This is a genomic window from Pseudomonas sp. 10B238, from assembly GCF_000970615.1.
Lineage (GTDB): Bacteria > Pseudomonadota > Gammaproteobacteria > Pseudomonadales > Pseudomonadaceae > Stutzerimonas.
Genome location: NZ_KQ033927.1, coordinates 355,908 through 374,682 on the forward strand (window position 1 = coordinate 355,908; position 18,775 = coordinate 374,682).

General features: G+C 57.7%; 20 protein-coding genes and 3 tRNA genes. 9 read left to right on the plus strand and 14 right to left on the minus strand.

The features are described from left to right. Positions 1-51: 51 nt before the first annotated feature. A complete protein-coding gene (locus RT21_RS01495; RefSeq protein ID WP_046161300.1) occupies positions 52-1,206 on the minus strand; it encodes an L-talarate/galactarate dehydratase in 1,155 nt (384 codons plus the stop codon). A gap of 412 nt (positions 1,207-1,618) precedes the next feature. On the opposite strand from RT21_RS01495, the gene RT21_RS01500 reads away from it, so the two are divergent. The 6 genes from RT21_RS01500 to RT21_RS01525 all read left to right on the plus strand — a co-directional run bounded on the left by RT21_RS01500 (position 1,619) and on the right by RT21_RS01525 (position 7,370). Continuing rightward, positions 1,619-2,443: an NAD-dependent epimerase/dehydratase family protein gene (locus RT21_RS01500; protein WP_045427281.1), complete on the plus strand. Its 825-nt coding sequence runs from the start codon at positions 1,619-1,621 to the stop codon at positions 2,441-2,443. A gap of 36 nt (positions 2,444-2,479) precedes the next feature. Further along, positions 2,480-3,379: an SMP-30/gluconolactonase/LRE family protein gene (locus RT21_RS01505; RefSeq protein ID WP_046161301.1), complete on the plus strand. Its 900-nt coding sequence runs from the start codon at positions 2,480-2,482 to the stop codon at positions 3,377-3,379. Between the two features lie 86 nt (positions 3,380-3,465). Next, a complete protein-coding gene (locus tag RT21_RS01510; protein ID WP_045427275.1) occupies positions 3,466-4,440 on the plus strand; it encodes a TRAP transporter substrate-binding protein in 975 nt (324 codons plus the stop codon). Between the two features lie 66 nt (positions 4,441-4,506). Continuing rightward, complete coding sequence (locus tag RT21_RS01515; RefSeq protein WP_045427272.1) at positions 4,507-5,034, plus strand: TRAP transporter small permease; 528 nt, start codon at positions 4,507-4,509, stop codon at positions 5,032-5,034. Continuing rightward, positions 5,035-6,315, plus strand: a complete 1,281-nt coding sequence (locus tag RT21_RS01520) for a TRAP transporter large permease (protein ID WP_046161302.1) — start codon at positions 5,035-5,037, stop codon at positions 6,313-6,315. It begins immediately after the preceding gene. 146 nt (positions 6,316-6,461) lie between these two features. Continuing rightward, entirely contained in the window at positions 6,462-7,370 is a 909-nt protein-coding gene (locus RT21_RS01525) for an EamA family transporter (RefSeq protein WP_046161303.1), read from the plus strand. Positions 7,371-7,494: 124 nt separating this feature from the next. On the opposite strand, the gene RT21_RS01530 is transcribed toward RT21_RS01525, so the two are convergent. Beyond that, positions 7,495-8,247, minus strand: a complete 753-nt coding sequence (locus tag RT21_RS01530) for a FadR/GntR family transcriptional regulator (RefSeq protein ID WP_045427263.1) — start codon at positions 8,245-8,247, stop codon at positions 7,495-7,497. Between the two features lie 169 nt (positions 8,248-8,416). Between RT21_RS01530 and RT21_RS01535 the strand changes: the two genes are divergently transcribed. Further along, positions 8,417-8,662, plus strand: coding sequence for a hypothetical protein (locus RT21_RS01535; RefSeq protein WP_045427260.1), 246 nt, complete (start codon positions 8,417-8,419; stop codon positions 8,660-8,662). Positions 8,663-9,224: 562 nt separating this feature from the next. Here RT21_RS01535 and RT21_RS01545 read toward each other — a convergent pair. The 8 genes from RT21_RS01545 to uvrY all read right to left on the minus strand — a co-directional run bounded on the left by RT21_RS01545 (position 9,225) and on the right by uvrY (position 13,601). Beyond that, complete coding sequence (locus RT21_RS01545) at positions 9,225-9,500, minus strand: hypothetical protein (RefSeq protein WP_234463638.1); 276 nt, start codon at positions 9,498-9,500, stop codon at positions 9,225-9,227. Between the two features lie 181 nt (positions 9,501-9,681). Continuing rightward, positions 9,682-9,768, minus strand: a tRNA-Leu gene (locus RT21_RS01550). A gap of 133 nt (positions 9,769-9,901) precedes the next feature. Next, a complete protein-coding gene (locus tag RT21_RS01555; protein WP_046161305.1) occupies positions 9,902-10,096 on the minus strand; it encodes a PLDc N-terminal domain-containing protein in 195 nt (64 codons plus the stop codon). A 185-nt stretch (positions 10,097-10,281) separates the two neighbouring features. Next, a tRNA-Cys gene (locus tag RT21_RS01560) sits at positions 10,282-10,355 on the minus strand. 44 nt (positions 10,356-10,399) lie between these two features. Beyond that, positions 10,400-10,475 (minus strand) — tRNA-Gly (locus RT21_RS01565). Positions 10,476-10,544: 69 nt separating this feature from the next. Then, positions 10,545-11,102: a CDP-diacylglycerol--glycerol-3-phosphate 3-phosphatidyltransferase gene (gene pgsA / locus RT21_RS01570; protein ID WP_045427251.1), complete on the minus strand. Its 558-nt coding sequence runs from the start codon at positions 11,100-11,102 to the stop codon at positions 10,545-10,547. A gap of 34 nt (positions 11,103-11,136) precedes the next feature. Beyond that, the gene (gene uvrC / locus RT21_RS01575) at positions 11,137-12,957 is read right to left on the minus strand and encodes an excinuclease ABC subunit UvrC (protein ID WP_371263591.1); all 1,821 of its coding nucleotides are present in this window, start codon (positions 12,955-12,957) and stop codon (positions 11,137-11,139) included. Beyond that, on the minus strand, positions 12,957-13,601 hold the full coding sequence (uvrY, locus tag RT21_RS01580; RefSeq protein ID WP_046161307.1) for a response regulator transcription factor GacA: 645 nt from the start codon (positions 13,599-13,601) through the stop codon (positions 12,957-12,959). Before uvrY ends, uvrC begins: the two co-directional genes overlap by 1 nt. A 223-nt stretch (positions 13,602-13,824) precedes the next feature. Between uvrY and RT21_RS01585 the strand changes: the two genes are divergently transcribed. After that, a complete protein-coding gene (locus tag RT21_RS01585; RefSeq protein WP_046161447.1) occupies positions 13,825-14,550 on the plus strand; it encodes a membrane protein in 726 nt (241 codons plus the stop codon). A gap of 88 nt (positions 14,551-14,638) precedes the next feature. Here RT21_RS01585 and RT21_RS01590 read toward each other — a convergent pair whose 3' ends face one another. Genes RT21_RS01590 through RT21_RS01605 form a run of 4 tightly spaced genes read right to left on the minus strand, consistent with a single transcriptional unit; the run spans position 14,639 to position 18,118 of the window. Beyond that, positions 14,639-14,875, minus strand: coding sequence for a thioredoxin family protein (locus RT21_RS01590; protein ID WP_046161308.1), 237 nt, complete (start codon positions 14,873-14,875; stop codon positions 14,639-14,641). A 19-nt stretch (positions 14,876-14,894) separates the two neighbouring features. After that, the gene (locus RT21_RS01595) at positions 14,895-15,899 is read right to left on the minus strand and encodes a permease (protein WP_082082087.1); all 1,005 of its coding nucleotides are present in this window, start codon (positions 15,897-15,899) and stop codon (positions 14,895-14,897) included. 12 nt (positions 15,900-15,911) lie between these two features. Beyond that, on the minus strand, positions 15,912-16,991 hold the full coding sequence (gene arsB, locus RT21_RS01600) for an ACR3 family arsenite efflux transporter (protein ID WP_046161309.1): 1,080 nt from the start codon (positions 16,989-16,991) through the stop codon (positions 15,912-15,914). Between the two features lie 32 nt (positions 16,992-17,023). Further along, positions 17,024-18,118 carry an ArsO family NAD(P)H-dependent flavin-containing monooxygenase gene (locus RT21_RS01605; RefSeq protein ID WP_046161449.1) on the minus strand — a complete coding sequence of 365 codons (1,095 nt, stop codon included), beginning with the start codon at positions 18,116-18,118 and terminating at the stop codon, positions 17,024-17,026. A gap of 190 nt (positions 18,119-18,308) precedes the next feature. On the opposite strand from RT21_RS01605, the gene RT21_RS23125 reads away from it, so the two are divergent. Beyond that, the gene (locus tag RT21_RS23125) at positions 18,309-18,665 is read left to right on the plus strand and encodes a metalloregulator ArsR/SmtB family transcription factor (protein ID WP_081262973.1); all 357 of its coding nucleotides are present in this window, start codon (positions 18,309-18,311) and stop codon (positions 18,663-18,665) included. Positions 18,666-18,775: the final 110 nt, after the last annotated feature.

An 18,775-nucleotide genomic window follows, 5' to 3' on the forward strand; every position in this document is an offset into this window, starting at 1 on the left:
AAGCGGTACTCAAGCGGTTTCGAGACCGCGCCTGAGGGCGCGGTGTTTCGTTCAGGCGCGCTTACCGATCTCCACTTCAGCCAGCGTCCACCCCCCTATCTGGTCACTCAGGCTCAACCCCAAACCGGGTCGGTTCGGGACGATCATTTTCCCGTCGCGGATCTCCAGACGCTCATTGAATGCCGGCTCCAGCCATTCAAAGTGCTCCACCCAGGTTTGGTGCTCATAGGCAGCCGCCAGATGCAGGTGAATTTCCATGACGAAGTGTGGGGCCATAACCATGCCGCGCTGCTCGGCCGCATGCGCCACCTTGAGAAACGGCGTGATACCGCCCAGGCGTGGGGCGTCATGCATGATCACGTCCACCGCGCCGGTATCGACATAACCCAGCGCTTCGGTAGCGCTGGTGAGCATTTCGCCTGTACCGATCGGCGTATCCAGCTGTGCCGCCAATGCGGCGTGACCGGCGACGTCGTGCGCGTCTAGCGGCTCTTCGATCCATTCGAGCTGGTACTGCTCGAGCTCGCGCCCCATTCGCAGTGCGGTGATGCGGTCCCATTGCTGGTTGACGTCAACCATCAGCGGTACGTCTTCGCCTAGATGCTTGCGTAAGGCCTCGACGCGCTGCAGATCCATACGTCGGTTCGGCTGGCCGACCTTCATCTTGATGCCGCCAATGCCGCGCTCCCGCGACTGGGTAGCCTTGTCGAGCACTTCATCGATGGATGCTTGCAGATACCCACCCGAGGTGTTGTAGCAAGGCACGGCACTGCGGTGCGCGCCAAGCAATTTGGACAGCGGTAGCGCTGCACGCCGTGCCTTCAAATCCCACAGCGCTGTGTCGATTGCGGCAATTGCCTGCGCCGCAACGCCGCCACGACCGACCGATGCGCTGGCCCAGATCATTTTGCTCCAGAGTCGGGAAATGTCGTTGGGGTCTTCCCCGAGCAGAAGCGGCGCGATTTCCTGAGCATGGGCATATTGCGCTGGGCCTCCCGTACGCAGGCTATAACTAAAGCCGAGCCCGCTATGCCCCTGGCTGGTTTCAATTTCCGCAAACAGCAGGCTGACTGACTCAAGGGGCTTCTGCCGCCCGGTCAAAACCTTTGCATCGCTGACGGCCTTGCGCAGCGGCAAGGTTACTGTCCGCAGCTTGACCCAGCAGATGCCATCATCTGCCAGCACCGTGTTCGGTTGAATAGCCATCGGTTGTCCTCGTTCAGGTTCGGAATGCTTGCCAAACGTGCCCCTTTGCACTGCGTTCCACTCAAGAGAACGGTCCGGCTAGCGTCGCAATGTCATCATACAACCTCAATCCCCGCGGCTGTCAGGCTCGGCCCCATTACAGAACGGCACCACACTCGACTTTAGTGGTATGCGAATAAACCCACGGTCTCGCTAGCGTGACCCTTTCATGGCGCAAGATAAGTGCTTTAAGCGGCGAAACCAGTGGCTTTGGGGGCTATTTTCAGACTCGATACCGCGGAGTAAGACAACTTGCGCAGGCTTGAAACAATCGACTTGTCAGGTTGACAAAAGCCCATAACCGCAGAAATAATCGAATCAAGTCATCTGACAACCGATGACACCAAAAACAACAAGCGATGGGCAGACCTCAATGACAAGCACGACGACCGCTCCCACACCCTTGAATCGCCTCCTGCTGACAGGCGCCGCAGGAGGATTGGGCAAGGTATTACGTGAAACGCTTCGCCCCTACGCCAAGATCATCCGCCTCTCCGATATCGCCCCCATGGATGCTCCCACCGGCGATCACGAAGAAGTGGTGCAGTGCAATCTTGCAGATAAAGCCGCTGTGCACGCCCTCTGCGAAGGCGTTGATGCAATCGCCCACTTCGGTGGCGTTTCGGTAGAACGTCCTTTCGAGGAAATTCTCGAAGCCAACATCAAGGGCGTATTCCATATCTACGAAGCGGCACGCAAGCACGGCATCAAGCGTGTGATCTTTGCCAGCTCCAACCATGTGATCGGGTTTCACAAGCAGACTGAAACCATCGATGCCAACGCTCCCCGTCGTCCGGACAGTTATTACGGGTTGTCCAAATCCTATGGCGAGGACATGGCGAGCTTCTACTTCGATCGCTACGGCATCGAGACCGTCAGCATCCGCATCGGCTCCTCGTTCCCCGAGCCACTCAACCGCCGGATGATGGCCACCTACCTCAGCTATCGCGATCTGACCAACCTGATCGAGCGCTCGCTGTTCACCCCGAACGTAAAGCACACCGTTGTCTACGGCGCCTCGGCGAACCGTGACCTGTGGTGGGACAACCACATGGCCACGCATCTGGGTTTCGAGCCGCAGGACACCTCCGAAGTGTTCCGCGAAAAAATCGAACAGCAACCGCCCTATGCGCCCAATGATCCAGCCCTGATTTACCAGGGTGGCGCCTTCTGCGAAGCAGGCCCGTTCGACGACTGATTCCCGCCACGCCGCGAAAATAACAAGAGAATCGCCATGGCAAACTCAGCAGAACTGATAGTCGACGCACAGAACGCAACGGGCGAGAGCCCGGTCTGGGAGGCCTCCGAGCAGGCGCTCTATTGGGTCGACATACCCAACAGGCAGCTGCTTCGCTGGAAGACCTCAGATGCTTCCGTGACGCGCTGGACCGGTGATCAGATGATCGCCTGTATCGCTCGCCGCGAAGGAGATGCGAATCGTTGGGTTGCCGGTATGGAAGACGGCATTTTCGAAGTCGCCCCGCAGAACGACGGCACACTCAGCAGCACCCGCCTTGCTGGCGTGCAGCATGGCGCGAGCAATATGAGATTCAATGACGGGCGCTGCGACCGCCAGGGCCGCTTCTGGGCTGGCACCATGGTTATGGATATGGCCGCTGGCACTCGGGCCGGCGCGCTCTACCAGATCGATGGTTCGGCTGCCCGCGAATCACTCGAGGCTCAGCTGCAGGATTTCATCGTACCCAACGGGCTGGGATTCAGCCCCGACGGGCGCACCATGTACCTCTCCGACTCGCACCCCAGCGTGCAGGCCATCTGGGCGTTCGATTACGACATCGACAGTGGCACGCCGAGCAACCGCCGGCTGTTCGTCGACATGAACCTGCACGCCGGTCGACCCGACGGCGCGGCGGTTGATGTTGATGGCTGCTACTGGATTTGCGGTAACGATGCCGGCCTTATCCACCGTTTCACCCCGGATGGACGCCTCGATCGCTCGCTGGAAGTGCCAGTGAAGAAGCCAGCCATGTGCGCCTTCGGTGGCTCCGGCCTCGACACCCTGTTTGTCACATCCATCCGCCCGGGCGGTGATCTCTCCGATCAGCCCTTGGCAGGTGGCGTATTCGCCCTGCAACCCGGCGTCGCCGGACTGGAGGAACCCCGCTTCCGCTAACGCTTCACCCATAAGGACGGGCACGCAGTGTCCCGGTCTTGACGCTCGCAACGCTGCATACCAACAAAAACAAGACGGAGATTCACATGGACTTCAAACGCAAGTTGCTCATCGCTGCACTTCCGCTGGCCTTCTGCCTGTCGAGCACCGCCTACGCGGAGATGACGCTGAAAATCGCTGAGATCCACCCTGCCGGTTATCCGACCGTGGTCGCTCAGGAAAACATGGGCAAGAAAATCGAAGAAGCCACCGACGGTGAACTCAAGTTCCGCATGTTCTCAGGCGGCGTGCTGGGTTCGGAGAAAGAAGTCGTCGAACAGGTTCAACTCGGCGCGGTGCAGATGACCCGTGTCAGCCTGGGCACACTCGGCCCGGTCGTTCCGGACGTCAACGCCTTCAACATGCCGTTTGTGTTCCGCGATCACGAACACATGCGCAAAGTTATCGATGGTGAGATTGGCCAGGAAATCCTCGACAAGATCACCAACTCCGATTTCAACATGGTCGGCCTGGCATGGATGGACGGTGGCGTACGCAACCTCTACACCAAAGAGCCCGTGCGTAACCTTGAAGACCTCAAGGGCATGAAAATCCGTGTTATGGGCAACCCATTGTTCATCGATACGTTGAACGCCATGGGTGCCCAGGGCGTTGCGATGAACACCGGCGAAATCTTCAGCGCCCTGCAGACCGGTGTGGTCGATGGTGCTGAGAACAACCCGCCGACCATGCTTGAGCACAATCACTTCCGCGCCGCGAAAAACTACTCGCTAACCGGTCACCTGATCCTTCCTGAGCCGATCGTGATGTCGAAGACGACCTGGAACAAGCTCACCCCGGAGCAGCAGGAGATCGTCATGAAATACGCCAAGGAAGCGCAGATGGAAGAGCGCAAGCTGTGGGACGAGAAGACCGCTAGCAGCGAAGCCAAGCTCAAGGAAGAAGGCGTCACCTTCATCGAAGTCGACAAGAAGCCCTTCTACGATGCGACCGCCCCGGTTCGCGAAAAGTACGGCGCACCTTACGCCGAGCTGATCAAGCGTATCGAAGCCGTTCAGTAATCCGTTCCCTCTGAAAAACCTCGCGGCGACGAGCTTCGCTCGCCGCCGCGCCTGTGGTGAAGTCTGATGAAAAACACGCTGCTGCGCGTCAACGACGCGATCTACAAGACCTGTGTTTGGGTCGCGGGACTGGCCATCGTGGTCATGTCCATGATCATCCCCTGGGGGATCTTCGCGCGCTACGTGCTGGGCTCTGGTGGCGGCTGGCCTGAACCCGTGGCCATTCTGCTTATGGTGATATTTACCTTTCTCGGCGCTGCGGCGAGCTACCGCGCCGGCGCGCATATGGCGGTGACCATGTTCACCGACCGCCTGCCTGAACATCTGCATCGGCATATCGAACTGCTGGTACAGATCCTGATGGGCATCATCTGCCTGTTCATGACCATCTGGGGCATCAAGCTGTGCATCGCGACCTGGAATCAGTTCATGAGCACGCTGCCGACCCTTCGTGTTGGCATTACTTACTCGCCCATCCCAATCGGCGGCGCTATCACGCTGTTGTTTGTCATCGAACGCATTATCTTCGGCGACCAGAGCCACCGACGTGCGGTCAATTACGAGCTGGTCGAAGACAGCAAGGAGGCCGTGTAAATGGACGCGCTGATTCTACTCGGCAGCTTTGCCGTACTCTTTCTGCTGCGGATGCCAGTGGCATACGCGCTGGGCATGTCAGCGCTGATCGGCGCCTGGTGGATTGATATTCCGTTCGATGCGGTGATGATCCAGGTCGCCGGCGGCGTCAACAAGTTCTCCCTGCTCGCAATTCCGTTCTTTGTTCTGGCCGGTGCGATCATGGCCGAGGGCGGAATGTCCCGGCGCCTGGTGGCTTTCGCTGCGGTACTGGTTGGCTTCGTGCGCGGCGGCCTGTCCTTGGTGAACATCATGGCGTCGACCTTTTTCGGCGCGATTTCCGGCTCATCACTGGCGGACACTGCTTCGGTAGGTTCGGTGTTGATCCCGGAAATGGAGAAAAAGGGCTACCCTCGCGAGTTTTCCACGGCCGTTACTGTCAGTGGTTCTGTCCAGGCGCTGCTGACTCCACCCAGCCATAACTCGGTGCTGTATTCGCTGGCCGCTGGCGGCACCGTTTCGATCTCGTCCCTATTCATCGCCGGTATCGGGCCTGGTTTGTTGCTCAGCGCCGTGATGATGACCATGTGTCTGATCTTTGCCCGGATACGCAACTACCCTAAGGGCGAGGTCGTTCCGCTCAAGCAGGCGTTGAAGATCTGTGTCGAAGCGCTGTGGGGCCTGATGACCATGGTCATCATCTTGGGCGGCATTCTTTCGGGTGTATTCACGGCGACCGAATCAGCGTCCATCGCGGTGGTATGGGCCTTCTTCGTCACCATGTTCATCTACCGTGACTACAAATGGCGCGAGCTGCCGAAGCTGCTGCACCGCACCGTTCGTACCCTCTCGGTGGTGATGATCCTGATCGCGTTCGCGGCAAGCTTCGGCTACATCATGACCTTGATGCAGATCCCGTCGAAGATCACCACGATGTTCCTGACCCTGTCGGACAACCGCTATGTGATCCTGATGTGCATCAACATGATGCTGCTGGTCCTTGGCACGCTGATGGACATGGCGCCGCTGATCCTGATCCTCACGCCGATTCTGATGCCTGTCATCACCGGTATTGGTGTCGATCCAGTGCACTTTGGCATGATCATGCTGGTGAACCTCGGCATCGGACTGATCACGCCACCGGTAGGTGCGGTACTCTTCGTCGGCGCGGCGATCGGCAAGGTCACTATCGAGAACACCGTCAAGGCACTGCTGCCCTTCTATGTGGCGCTGTTCATGGTGCTGCTCGCGGTTACCTATATCCCCGCGATCTCACTCTGGTTGCCCAGCGTGGTGCTCTGATAGTCCAATAACGCAAACTCCGACGCCGCCCACCCGGGCGGCGTTTTTGCTTTGCAGGCCCGAACGATCAAGCAATGAAACAACTGCCACCGCCGTTGCAAACGGCGCCCGAACACCGTGATGCTGCTTAACACAGGATTGACCCGATGCAAGCTGCTACACCGTTTCCACGTCATATTGCCGTACTGATTCTGGCCACCTTGGCTTGCTCGTTCGCAGCCAACCATATCGCCGCGCGCATCGCGTTCGATCACGATACCGGTCTGTTGCTGGCCATGCTCTGCCGCGCCGGCGTCACACTGCTGGCTTTGGCTGCGCTTGTATTCTGGAGGCGCGAGTCCCTGCGCTTGAGTCGCACCACGTGGCGTTGGCAAACCCTTCTTGGGCTTCTGATTACGGTTCAGAGCTTCTGCATCTACTCAGCGGTCGCGCGCATTCCGGTTGCGCTGGCTCTGCTGGTCGTCAATCTCTCGCCCATCCTGCTTGCACTGCTCACATGGGCGCTGGGCGGGCCGAGACCGACACGCCACGCGCTGGCGATCATGGGACTGATCCTGGTCGGCCTGGTACTGGTTCTGGACGTCCCCACACGTCTAATGACCAGTGAGGCGCCTGACGCTAAATGGATTGCTGGCATCCTGTTCAGCCTTACCGCAGCCGGGGTATTCGCGCTGGCGCTGTGGGTCACCGAGCATAAGCTATCGGGCATGGCCGGCTCGGTGCGAAGCATGCTGACCTTAGTTGTGGTGTTTGGCGCCTCCGCCCTGCTCGGCGCAAGCGGCGTTATACCAGGTGGCCTAGGCCTGCCCAGCGCAACGGCTGGTTGGATCGCATTGGGTTGCCTGGTACTTCTCTATGGCGCGGCGTTTTCCACGCTCTTCATCTGCATGCCGCGGCTTAACATCGCTCGCAACGCACCCGTCATGAATATGGAGCCGGTCGCTGGCATGCTGCTTGGCTGGTTGGTGCTTGGCCAGTTGCTGGCCCCCATGCAGATACTGGGTGGTCTGATTGTGGTCGGAGGAATCGTCCTGCTGGCGTACCGCAAGAACTAAGCAAGCCAACCCGAGGTGAGTTGGCGCGCTTGCGCCAACGGGTGACATTCAATCCACAAAGCTCATCGGCAGAGACCGACAGCGAAGCACGAGGTCGGCGGCGGTTCGACTCTGAGAGTCGGTGTCAGCTGACCTTGTCGGTCTCCGCCTCTTCATGAGCCTGACGCAGTCGCTCGCGGCTATTGGTCAGATGCAGACGCATTGCAGCTCGAGCTGACTCTGCGTCCTGACGAGCGATAGCGTCGTAGATCTGCTCATGTTCGCGACCCAAGCGCTGCTGATAGTGCGGTTGGTCATCATGAGCCAAGCGCGCGGAGTTGAGCCGGCTGCGAGGAATGATCGCCGTGCCCAGGTGATTCATGATGTCCGTGAAGTAGCGGTTGCCGGTTGCTTCGGCGATCTGCAAATGGAACTGGAAGTCCGACACGGCCGCTTCACTGGAAAGCGCTGCACTTCGCTGTAGTGAATCCAAAAAGTCGCGCATTGCCGCCAATTGCTCAGGAGTCCGTCGCTGCGCTGCCAAGCCGGCGGACTCGACTTCAAGGCTGATCCGCAGCTCAAGAATCGACAATACGTCACGTAGCGTCCCGATAGTGGCCGGGTCGATGCGTAGGCCGGTGGTGCTCGGAGTATCGAGCACGAAAGTGCCAATGCCATGGCGAGTCTCAACCAAGCCAGACGCCTGAAGACGCGAGATTGCCTCACGCACAACCGTCCTGCTCACTCCCTGGGCCTGCATGATCGCTGACTCAGTAGGCAACTTGTCGCCGCGCTTGATGACGCCGTCGCGGATCTGCTGCGACAGCTCGGTCACAAGTTCCTGTGCGAGGCTGCGGTGTTTACGGCGAACACGTGGCTGAGCGATCTCGTTTTCCATGGACACATCGATCTCTATGAAGCGGACTGGGGCCTATCATAGCCCAGCAGTTGTACGATAACTATCGCAACACTCACCAACTGAGCGCTCCACAACCTTATATCGAAAAGCCGCACGGTTTCCACACCGCTCCTATACTCACGAATGCCACTCAACCGGAGATAAGATAATGCGCCGCTTACTCTTATTCATCGCAGCAGCCGCTCTATCTGCGCCAGTCTGGGCAATGCACTGCCCAATGGACATGGCCAAGATCGACAAGCAATTAGAAAGCAATCCGCCAAGCGATCCGGCAACGCTGGAGAAGGTAAAGGAATTACGAGCGGAAGGAGAGCAGCTGCATAAAGCGGGAGATCACACCCAGTCACTCCAGGTTCTTGAACAAGCACAGGCGTTGCTCGACTCTGCTCAGTAATCGTCGCTAGTGAATGGCCAGCCCATGTGCTGGCCGTCTTCGCTACGGCGGGTTGACGCCGCCTAGGCATCTGACTCGCATTTCCTTTCGTTCAAAATCTTCCTCACTGCTGAGCGTGTCGTAGCCTCCTGGGCAGATTTCATCCGCGCGAGTCCTGCAACCTGCTTGGCCGGCCTTGTCGCAGGCGAAAACGTACTCATCGGACGGCTGCGCTGGCGATACGGTCTCAAAACCACTGCAGCCAACCAGTGTCAGTACGGCTCCTACGGTAAGGCTGATGCGATAAGTGTTTTTGAACATTAGCTGAATGTCTCGCTCGATTTGCTACACCGATGCGTTGATCGCCTACTGCGCGTAAGCTTTGGCTGACCCACAGCGGTGAAGTTAGATGATTTCGCTTTGCTCGTGCCTCCCCTACTCTGTTCACCAGTAGCGCAGGAGGCGCAGCGGGACAGGGAGGCCCGAAAAGGACCATTCGCAGGCATGCGAATCAAAGGACAACGGAACGACTGGCTAGACGCCTACAGCCCCGCCTCGTGCGGGGCTTTTTATTGCGCGATTACTAACGTGGGTTCGGCGCGTCATCCAGTTCTGCACTATCTGGATCGATGTCAGGCACACCGCCCATCACCTGCCCTTCCTTGGGATTGTTTCGTGGTGTAGTGCCGTCATTTTGCGGTAGCTCGTCCACTCCGGCTTCGCCGCCAGGGTTGACATCCGTCCGCTCGGATCCTAGTGGCGGTGGCGAGCCAGGGACGATCACGTCATCTATCGGAACACGTTCAGACCTTGATGCATCGTTATTCTGGGTCGATAGATCATCTGGTTTGTTGCCCATCTCTTGATCTCCTTCGCGCAGCGAATGCTTACAGATAAGAGGAGTGAGACGGTCTCGCGTTCACGAAGATGCATTGCCACTGGTCACATGCAATGCGCCAATGGCGTCGGGGATTGAGGCTCAAAACGAAAAAACCGGCTGCGATGGCCGGTTTAGATACCAAGGTATCAGTGTGTCCCGATGGTGCCCGGAGCGGGAATCGAACCCGCATACCCTTTCGGATGAGGGATTTTAAGTCCCTTGCGTCTACCAGTTTCGCCATCCGGGCGGGACGGTGATGCGCGATCACAATCGCGGCGCAGGACTATAACGAGGCTCTGGTCAAGGCGCAACCCGAACGGCACAACGGCGCGTCTATATAGGGCTTAGCGGGCATGGACCAATAGCTCAACGTCGTCGATTCAATGCCGACGGCGAACACCGACGATCAGCCAGAACACCAGTCCGAGTATTGGAAAGATAGCGATGCCCAGCGCCCATAGTGCTTTCGCCCCTACGCTTCGATCACTTTTGAATACACTGATGATTGCTAACAGATCCAGCACGATAACGATGCCGGCAAGCGCAATTGCGAGGTAGCTCATTACATCTGACATAGACGTCCCCTAAACAGACTCTCTATGTTTCAGTCACCGCCCGAGGCGCTACAGTTCCGAGTTAGAGCGGATGCGTTTCGCCAATGACGCTAGTCAGATAACGCGAAAGTTTGGCGAGCTACAAATTGAACTCATATTGAACGCATAAAAAAACCGCAAGCTTTCGCCTGCGGTTTCTTTATTACTGGAGGCCGATGTCGGAATCGAACCGGCGTACACGGATTTGCAATCCGCTGCATAACCACTCTGCCAACCGGCCTCAAAACGATAACGCCGCATGCAGCGGCGTCATCGTCAACAAACTGGAGCGGGAAACGAGACTCGAACTCGCGACCCCGACCTTGGCAAGGTCGTGCTCTACCAACTGAGCTATTCCCGCATCGTCTTGGTGACGGGCGCCATTTTATAGTTTCAGGACGCCCCGTCAAGCCCTTGATTAAAAAAGTTTTTATTTCTTTTCCGTAGGGCTGAGATGGGGCCAGGCGGCCATCAGGTAATTCACCATCGACCACAGTGTCAGTCCTGCGGCGACTATGAGCAACGCATACCCCAATCCAACCCAGACGGTCGTCAGCGGAGGATTGGCGAGCAGGATGATGAGCGCCACCATTTGTGCTGCTGTCTTCCACTTGCCCAGATTGGACACCGCCACCTGCGCTCGAGCGCCCAGTTCTGCCATCCATTCGCGCAGCGCTGAAATCACGATCTCCCGGCCGATGATGATCGCGGCCGGCAGGGTCAGCCAAAGGTTCGAATGTTCCTCGACCAGCAGAACCAGGGCCACGGCAACCATCAGCTTGTCCGCGACCGGATCAAGAAAAGCGCCGAAGGGTGTGCTCTGTTGAAGTTTACGAGCGAGGTATCCGTCCAGCCAGTCAGTGACGGCGGCGATGGCGAAAACGGCGCTTGCGGCCAGATAACTCCACTTAAAAGGCAAATAGAACAACAGGATGATGATCGGTATCAGCAGTACGCGTAGCACGGTGAGAATGTTTGGGATGTTCATCGATACCACTGGTCCGCGGATTTAGGAGGGGATTCTACTCACTGTGCAGAGCGGCATAAATCGACTCGGCAAGCTTTTTACTGATACTTGGAGCCTTGGCGATTTCGTCAAGGCTCGCACGGCTGAGTTCTTGAAGACCACCGAAGTGCTTGAGCAGTTCTCGACGGCGTTTCGGTCCGATGCCAGGCACACCTTCCAAAGTCGAGGTTGTACGCGCTTTTCCTCTCCGCGCTCTGTGACCGGTGATTGCGAAACGGTGGGCTTCGTCGCGCACCTGTTGGATCAGATGGAGCGCAGGTGAATCGCCCGGCAATGTAAATTCATGTGCTGCATCGTTCAGGTACAGCGTCTCGAGACCCGGCTTGCGGGTAACGCCCTTCGCCACGCCCAACAAAATCAAGTCAGGCACTGCCAGCTCCTGTAGCACTTCGCGAGCCATGTTCATCTGGCCCTTACCGCCGTCCACCAGCAGGATGTCGGGCAGCTTGCCCTCCCCCTCGGCGGCTTTCTTAAAGCGGCGCGAGAGCGCCTGGTGCATCGCCGCATAATCGTCACCAGCAGTGACGCCTTCGATGTTGTAGCGCCGGTAGTCGGACTTCAGTGGCCCTTCCGGGCCGAAAACCACACAGGATGCGACGGTCGCTTCGCCACTGGAGTGGCTGATGTCGAAACATTCCAGCCGGCTCGGCTGCTCATCCATATCCAACGCCTCAGCGAGTGCCTGGAACCGTGCAGCCAGGTGCTGACGGCTCGCCAATCTCGCGCCGAGCGCTTGTTCGGCGTTGGTTAGCGCCAGCTGTTGCCAACGCGCCCGAGTACCGCGAACTCGATAGGTAATGATCAACTCGACGTCACGCAGCTCGGAAACCGCGCTAATCAGGGTTTGGAAGTCTTCATGTACCGCATTGACGATCAGCTCGGAGGGCAGATCGCGCTCCATGGAGCTGAGGTAATACTGTTCCAGGAACGCTTGGAGCACGTCGCTGACGCTTTCTTCGATGGCAACCTGAGGAAAGAAATTCTTGCTGCCCAGTACTCGACCGCTGCGCACGCTGATTAGATGAACGCAGGCGCCACCCGGGCTCACTACGGCGGAGACGATGTCAACGTTGCCGCTGCCACCCTCCATGCTCTGCTGGTCCTGGACGCGTCGCAGGATGCCAATCTGGTCCCGTATCTCCGCGGCACGCTCGAAATTAAGTTCCATAGCGGCCTTTTCCATGTTCTTGGAAAGCTCCTCCGCCAGGGCATTGCTGCGCCCTTCCAGAAACATGACCGAATGACGAACGTCTTCGGCATATTCTTCCGCGTCAACGAGGTTTACGCATGGAGCCTTGCAACGCTTGATCTGATACTGCAGGCATGGACGGGTGCGATTTCGGTAATAGCTGTCTTCACACTGGCGTACGAAAAAAGCTTTCTGCAACAAGCTCAGGCTTTCACGAATCGCGCCGGCACTTGGATACGGGCCGAAATAACGGCCGATCTCTTTCTTGGCGCCACGGTGGATGCTGAGCCGAGGAAAATCGCCACTTGAAAGAAACACATAGGGATACGACTTATCGTCGCGTAGCAGGATGTTGTATGGCGGCCGCCATTGCTTGATGAGCGTTTGCTCGAGCAGCAGCGCTTCTGTTTCGTTGGCCGTGATCGTTGTTTCGACCTGGGCGATCCTGGCCACGAGCGCGGCCGTTTTCGGCGCTTGCCCGACTTTACGGAAATAACTGGCCAGGCGCTTCTTAAGATTCTTCGCTTTCCCGACATAGAGCAGCTTGGCTTCGGCGTCGAACATCCGGTAGACACCGGGACGTCCACTGCAAGAAGCAAGGAACGCTGAGGAATCAAAGCCACTCATCAGTTGATGGTGTCGACCATGCCGTGTCGGACAGCCAACAACGCCAGCTCGACGTCACTGGTGATCGAGAGCTTTTCGTAGATGCGATAGCGATAGGTATTGACGGTCTTGGGCGACAAACAGAGTTTGTCGGAAATAGCCTGGACCTTCTGACAGTTCGCGATCATCAGCGCGATCTGGATCTCCCGTTCGGACAGCAGGTCGAAAGGAGAACCGTTAACCTTGGGCTGAAAGGACTTCAGTGCGAGTTGCTGGGCGATCTGGGGGCTAATGTACCGCTGGCCGGCAAAAACCATCCGGATTGCCTGAATCATTTCATCCAGTGCGGCACCTTTGGTCAGGTAGCCGGCGGCACCGGCCTGGAGCAGTCGGGTAGGAAAAGGATCTTCTTCGCAGATCGTGACCGCAATGACCTTGAGGTCCGGGTTGCTACGCAGCAGCTTACGCGTCGCCTCGAGGCCGCCGATGCCTGGCATCTTGACGTCCATCAACACAACGTCTGGCTTGAGGTCGCGGGACTTCTTGATCGCCACCTCACCGGATTCCGCCTGACCTACCACTTGCAGGCCGTCGATATCGGCAAGCATGCGGGAAATGCCTGTGCGTACCAGATCGTGGTCATCGACCACAAGCACCCTAATCAAGCAGACACCTCGTTCTGTACAAATCTGAAGCTGGCTGACTGCTCGCTTCGTAAGCAGCGAACTTTAACAAAAAATTTGCTGCCTTACCCAGACCATACATCGCAAAGTGGCACAGAGCCATCACCGATCCTACCTAACGACGAGACATTAAGGTGAACGTGTGTCGGTGGAGCGAAGTCTGTCTTATTGATCGCAACCCTATCAATAGGCGATATCGCTCTTGATTAGCAGCTTAGTCGCAGCCTTCGTTTTGGCGTCAGTTCATGTGTTTGCTGGACGTCTGCGTCAGCTCAACCGTCTTCCTCGCAGCCGATGGCTCTCCATGGCTGGCGGAGTTTCGGTGGCTTACGTGTTTGTTCATCTGCTGCCAGAGCTGGCTCGTGGCCAGGAAGTGTTGGACGGAAGCGACTGGTGGTTGCTCAGCTATCTTGAGCATCATGTCTGGCTGTTGGCGTTGCTTGGGTTGGCCACCTTCTATGGCGTCGAGCGTCTGATCAAAGTGCATCGCCGTCGTCTCCCAGCGGATCAGGAGCCCCATGCCGGTGTGTTCTGGCTACACATTGGCGCGTTTGCGGTATACAACGGGCTGATCGGTTACCTGTTGATTCAAGGTGAGAACAGTAGCCTGACGACACTGATGCTCTATTGCGTCGCGATGAGTCTGCATTTCCTGGTCAATGACTTCGCCCTTCAGAGTGATCACAAGGGTTTATTCAGGCGTCGCGGTCGCTGGCTCCTCGCTGCGATGCCGCTTGCCGGCTGGACGCTAGGCCTTGCTACCGAGATTTCGGAGCTCGCCGTTTCGGCACTGACGGCATTCGTAGGTGGATCGATCATACTGAACGTTCTGAAAGAGGAACTACCCGAAGAGCGCGACAGCCGCTTCAGTGCCTTTCTACTCGGCTCGGTCGGCTATTCGGTCCTGCTGCTCAGCGTTCAGGGCAGCTAGCTGTGGCGCGGCAGGACTCAGACCGGCCCGCACGACCCGCGAGGTAAGCCGGGAGAACGCGCGAATCAACCATGAGCAACTCCTCAGCTCAGCGAGCCTTCAGCAGTCGCTCGATTTCCCCTGGTGTCAGCACCTTCCCCATCGACACCACTTTATCGTCAACGGCCAGAGCTGGAGTCGACATAACCCCGTGAGCGGCTATCTCCGCGACATCGGTGACCTTGTCGATCTGTGCCTCGATACCGAGGTTGCAGACGGCTTGTTGAGTATTTTCGGTGAGTGCAACGCACTTCTTACAGCCGGTACCAAGGATCTTGATGATCATGGAATGATTCCTGGATGGGTCAGAGGAGCAGGTAACTGAAGCTGTTGAAGAGATAGCCGATTAGCATGATTCCGACTATCACAATGCCGAAAAAAAGTGCCAGCAGCGGCGCCTTCACGACCTTTTTTAGCATGATGAGGGACGGTAGGGAGAGCGCAGTAACCGCCATCATGAACGCGAGCACAGTGCCAATACCGACACCTTTTCCGACCAGCGCCTCTGCAATAGGCAGGGTGCCAAAAATGTCGGCATACATCGGCACACCGACGAGCGCGGCCAGCGGCACCGACCACCAGTGGTCCTGCCCTATGGCGGCAGTGATCACGTCTTCTGGAATCCAGTTGTGTATCGCCGCGCCAACGCCGACCCCAGACAGTACGTAAAGCCAGACTCTTTGGGCGATTTCGCTGACCTGATCGCGTGCATAGGCGAGTCGATCGCGCAGTGTCAGTTGCTCTGCCGGAAGCTCGAGCACCTTGTGCTGGGTTACGAAGGCTTCGACGTACTGTTCCATTTGCGCCTTACCAATCAGCGTCCCGCCAACTACCGCCAGGATGATGCCGACCACTACGTAAGCCAGCGCGATGGACCAATTGAACACGCTTGCCAACAGGATCATCGAGGCCAGGTCCACCAGCGGCGAGGAAATGAGAAAGGAGAAGGTCACGGCCAGCGGCAGCCCGGAACTGGTAAAGCCGATGAACAACGGGATCGACGAGCAGGAGCAAAAAGGCGTGACCGTCCCAAGCAATGCCCCTGTGAGGTTTGCCTTATAACCATGCATGCCGCCGAGAATCCGCCGGGTGCGTTCCGGTGGAAAGTAACTTTGTATCCACGAAATCAGGAAGATCAAAGCTGACAGCAGAATGAAAATCTTGATTACGTCATATATGAAGAAGTGCAGGCTGCCACCTAGGCGGCTAGCCAAGTCTAGTCCGAACACTTCCTCGACCAGTAAACGCACCAGATAGGAAAGCCAGTCCATGCGTAACAGCTGGTCATTGAGCCACTTAAAAGCATCCACTTGCTTCTCCCATCAGCCTTGCGGCAGCGCCTGTTCATACCAGCTTCGGCTTTTGTTGACGGTACGAACCAGCCAAAGCATCACCGGCACCTCGATGAGCACACCGACGACCGTCGCCAAGGCAGCTCCCGAGTTGAAACCGTATAGAACGATAGCGACCGCCACAGCGAGCTCGAAAAAATTCGACGCGCCGATCATGGCGGACGGCCCCGCGATGTCATGGCGCACTTTCAGCTGTCGGTTGAGCCAGTAACCCAATGCGGCAATTACGAGCGTTTGCAGCAGGATCGGCACCGCCAGCATGGCGATCACCAGTGGTTGTTCGACAATTGCTTCGCCCTGGAAAGAGAACAGCAGCACCAGCGTCGCCAGCAGGGCCATGATCGAGAACGGCTGAATGCGTGCCAAGGCTTCGTGAAACCTGTCTTCACCCCCTCTGCGAAGGCGGCTGCGGATGAGCTGAGCGATCGTCAGCGGAATGACGATGTACATCACGACAGAAAGGATCAGCGTGTCCCAGGGCACAGGAATCGAGGAGACGCCCAGCAGCAACGCCACGATGGGCGCAAAGGCGAACACCATTATCAGGTCGTTGACTGCCACTTGCGTAAGCGTGAAGTTGGCGTTGCCGTTACACAGGTTGCTCCAGACAAACACCATGGCCGTGCAGGGCGCCGCACCGAGCAGAATTAGCCCGGCAACGTAGCTATCGATCTGGTCTGCCGGTAGCCAGTCGGCGAAGACATGCCGGAGAAACAGCCAGGCAAGAAACGCCATGGTGAACGGCTTGATCGCCCAATTCACGAGCAAGGTCACACCCATTCCCGCGCGGTGCTCAAAGACTTCATGGAGTGCACCGAAGTCGATCTTCATCAACATCGGGATAATCATCACCCAGATCAGCACCCCAACCGGGATGTTCACTTTGGCCAGCTCCATCGCGCCAACCGTCTGTGAAGCCTCCGGGGCAAATAGACCAATGAGCGTCCCAGCGATGATGCAGAGAAAGACCCAAAGGGTTAGGTATCGCTCGAAGAAACCGATCGGCGCACCTGCAGCCTTTTTTCCTATGGTTTCGCATTGAGTAGACATCAAGCTCCTCGCACCTCAACTTTCGGAGGGTTCTAAAGCACTGGCGTGGATGACGGCTCCGCCAGCATCTGGTCAATCTGCTCGACGGTGGCTCGCGCATAGCGCGTCACCCCTATCAATGTGGCTGACGCGGGCCCTGTCCAGTCGCCATACCCCATTAGCCACAGGTTGGGCTGCTTCACCGATCGGGTTCCGTCTACCTCAACTCTGCCATCCGGTTCGATGACGCCCAGGCCGTCGAGGTGGGCTAACGCGGGTTTGAAACCGGTGCACCAAACTACCGCATCGATCTGCTCGTAATGCCCGTCATCCCATTCGACCCCGCTTGCCGTAAAGCGAGCAAACGGTCGCTGCGCCGCTAATACGCCCCGTGCGCGGGCGTCTTTGACGGGCTCGACCATGACAATCTCACCAAACCCGCCGGTTGGATCCTCAACGCTGCGACCTTCTTGCTGCGCTCTCCAGCGTTCGGTGGCACGCTCGAACAGAACGCGTCCATCAACGTCATCAGGCAGGAATGCGGGCTCCTGCTGGGTAATCCATATCGTCTCGGCTACGAGCGATAGTTCGGCGAGAATCTGCGCGCCGGAATTGCCGCCTCCGACCACCATTACCCGCTTGCCCACAAACGGCTCTGCATTCACATAATGGGCAGAGTGTATCTGCAGCCCCTGATACAGCTCTCGGCCCGCGTATTCCGGCACAACAGGCTGGCGCCAGGTGCCGGTCGCACTGACCAGCGCTCGGCAACGCCACGTTCGATCCGCAGCGCGCACCTCGAGCTGATCACCGATCCTGGTAACCGATCTGACATGGACCGGGCGCACGATAGGAAATTGGTACCGCTGTTCATAGCGCGACAAATAGTCGATCACGTCGTCGCGGGTCGGTGTATCCGTCTGCGGGCTCGGCATCTGCCAGCCCGCAATCGAGCTCCAGGCCGCAGGCGAGAACAGTCTTAGCGACGACCAGCCATGCAGCCAGGCCCCGCCAGCCCGCTCCTGGTCGTCCAGGATCAAGAATGATCGGTTCGTGCGACGCAGGAAATACGCAGTCGCCAAAGCTGACTGCCCGCCTCCGACCAGGATTACGTCAGGATCAGCCGGTTCAGCGCGGTCGTCAGTCAGTACGTTCACCTCAATATATCTCACTTCGCGGACACGGCATTTCTTTGCAGGAGCTCAGCCAGCATGACGCTCTGCTCAGCAGATTTATCTGAGCATATTCGCTTTACAGCATATACGCGGAACAATATATTCGCCTTTTCCTGGCTGGGGAATGCTCCATGTCAATCACCTTGCTCAAACCGTGAAATTCATGATCGAACATCTAACGCCAGACACGGTTTTCAAATGCCTCTCCGACGAAACCCGAGCGCGCATGACCTTGCTCATCGCAAGCGAGGGTGAATTGTGTGTTTGTGAGCTGACTACTGCGCTCGAGGAAAGCCAGCCGAAGGTTTCGAGGCACCTATCCCAACTGAGAAGCTGCGCCATCCTTGAGGATCGGCGCCAAGGCCAGTGGGTGTACTACCGCTTGCACCCGCACCTGCCCGATTGGGTACACGATGTGCTGCAAGTCATTCTTAATGCCAATAAACGATGGTTGAGCCCCGACGCTGAGCGCCTTGAACGCATGCGCGATCGGCCTGGCCGAGCGACAGCCTGTGGCTGAGTCAGCGGTAACGCGCGCACTGTACGACACGCTGTCGATCATCGAAGCACGGATCGCGGCGTCGCTCGCCCTCCTCCCCTCGACCGGTTTGATGCAAGCGCCCTCAAAGA

What these genes read in the sequence shown, in the direction of transcription:
- RT21_RS01495 (WP_046161300.1), bottom strand. Translation starts at nt 1,206, where the DNA reads ATGGCTATTCAACCGAACACGGTGCTGGCAGATGATGGCATCTGCTGG.
- RT21_RS01500 (WP_045427281.1), top strand. Translation starts at nt 1,619, where the DNA reads ATGACAAGCACGACGACCGCTCCCACACCCTTGAATCGCCTCCTGCTG.
- RT21_RS01505 (WP_046161301.1), top strand. Translation starts at nt 2,480, where the DNA reads ATGGCAAACTCAGCAGAACTGATAGTCGACGCACAGAACGCAACGGGC.
- RT21_RS01510 (WP_045427275.1), top strand. Translation starts at nt 3,466, where the DNA reads ATGGACTTCAAACGCAAGTTGCTCATCGCTGCACTTCCGCTGGCCTTC.
- RT21_RS01515 (WP_045427272.1), top strand. Translation starts at nt 4,507, where the DNA reads ATGAAAAACACGCTGCTGCGCGTCAACGACGCGATCTACAAGACCTGT.
- RT21_RS01520 (WP_046161302.1), top strand. Translation starts at nt 5,035, where the DNA reads ATGGACGCGCTGATTCTACTCGGCAGCTTTGCCGTACTCTTTCTGCTG.
- RT21_RS01525 (WP_046161303.1), top strand. Translation starts at nt 6,462, where the DNA reads ATGCAAGCTGCTACACCGTTTCCACGTCATATTGCCGTACTGATTCTG.
- RT21_RS01530 (WP_045427263.1), bottom strand. Translation starts at nt 8,247, where the DNA reads ATGGAAAACGAGATCGCTCAGCCACGTGTTCGCCGTAAACACCGCAGC.
- RT21_RS01535 (WP_045427260.1), top strand. Translation starts at nt 8,417, where the DNA reads ATGCGCCGCTTACTCTTATTCATCGCAGCAGCCGCTCTATCTGCGCCA.
- RT21_RS01545 (WP_234463638.1), bottom strand. Translation starts at nt 9,500, where the DNA reads ATGGGCAACAAACCAGATGATCTATCGACCCAGAATAACGATGCATCA.
- RT21_RS01555 (WP_046161305.1), bottom strand. Translation starts at nt 10,096, where the DNA reads ATGTCAGATGTAATGAGCTACCTCGCAATTGCGCTTGCCGGCATCGTT.
- pgsA (WP_045427251.1), bottom strand. Translation starts at nt 11,102, where the DNA reads ATGAACATCCCAAACATTCTCACCGTGCTACGCGTACTGCTGATACCG.
- uvrC (WP_371263591.1), bottom strand. Translation starts at nt 12,957, where the DNA reads ATGAGTGGCTTTGATTCCTCAGCGTTCCTTGCTTCTTGCAGTGGACGT.
- RT21_RS01590 (WP_046161308.1), bottom strand. Translation starts at nt 14,875, where the DNA reads ATGATCATCAAGATCCTTGGTACCGGCTGTAAGAAGTGCGTTGCACTC.
- arsB (WP_046161309.1), bottom strand. Translation starts at nt 16,991, where the DNA reads ATGTCTACTCAATGCGAAACCATAGGAAAAAAGGCTGCAGGTGCGCCG.
- RT21_RS23125 (WP_081262973.1), top strand. Translation starts at nt 18,309, where the DNA reads ATGATCGAACATCTAACGCCAGACACGGTTTTCAAATGCCTCTCCGAC.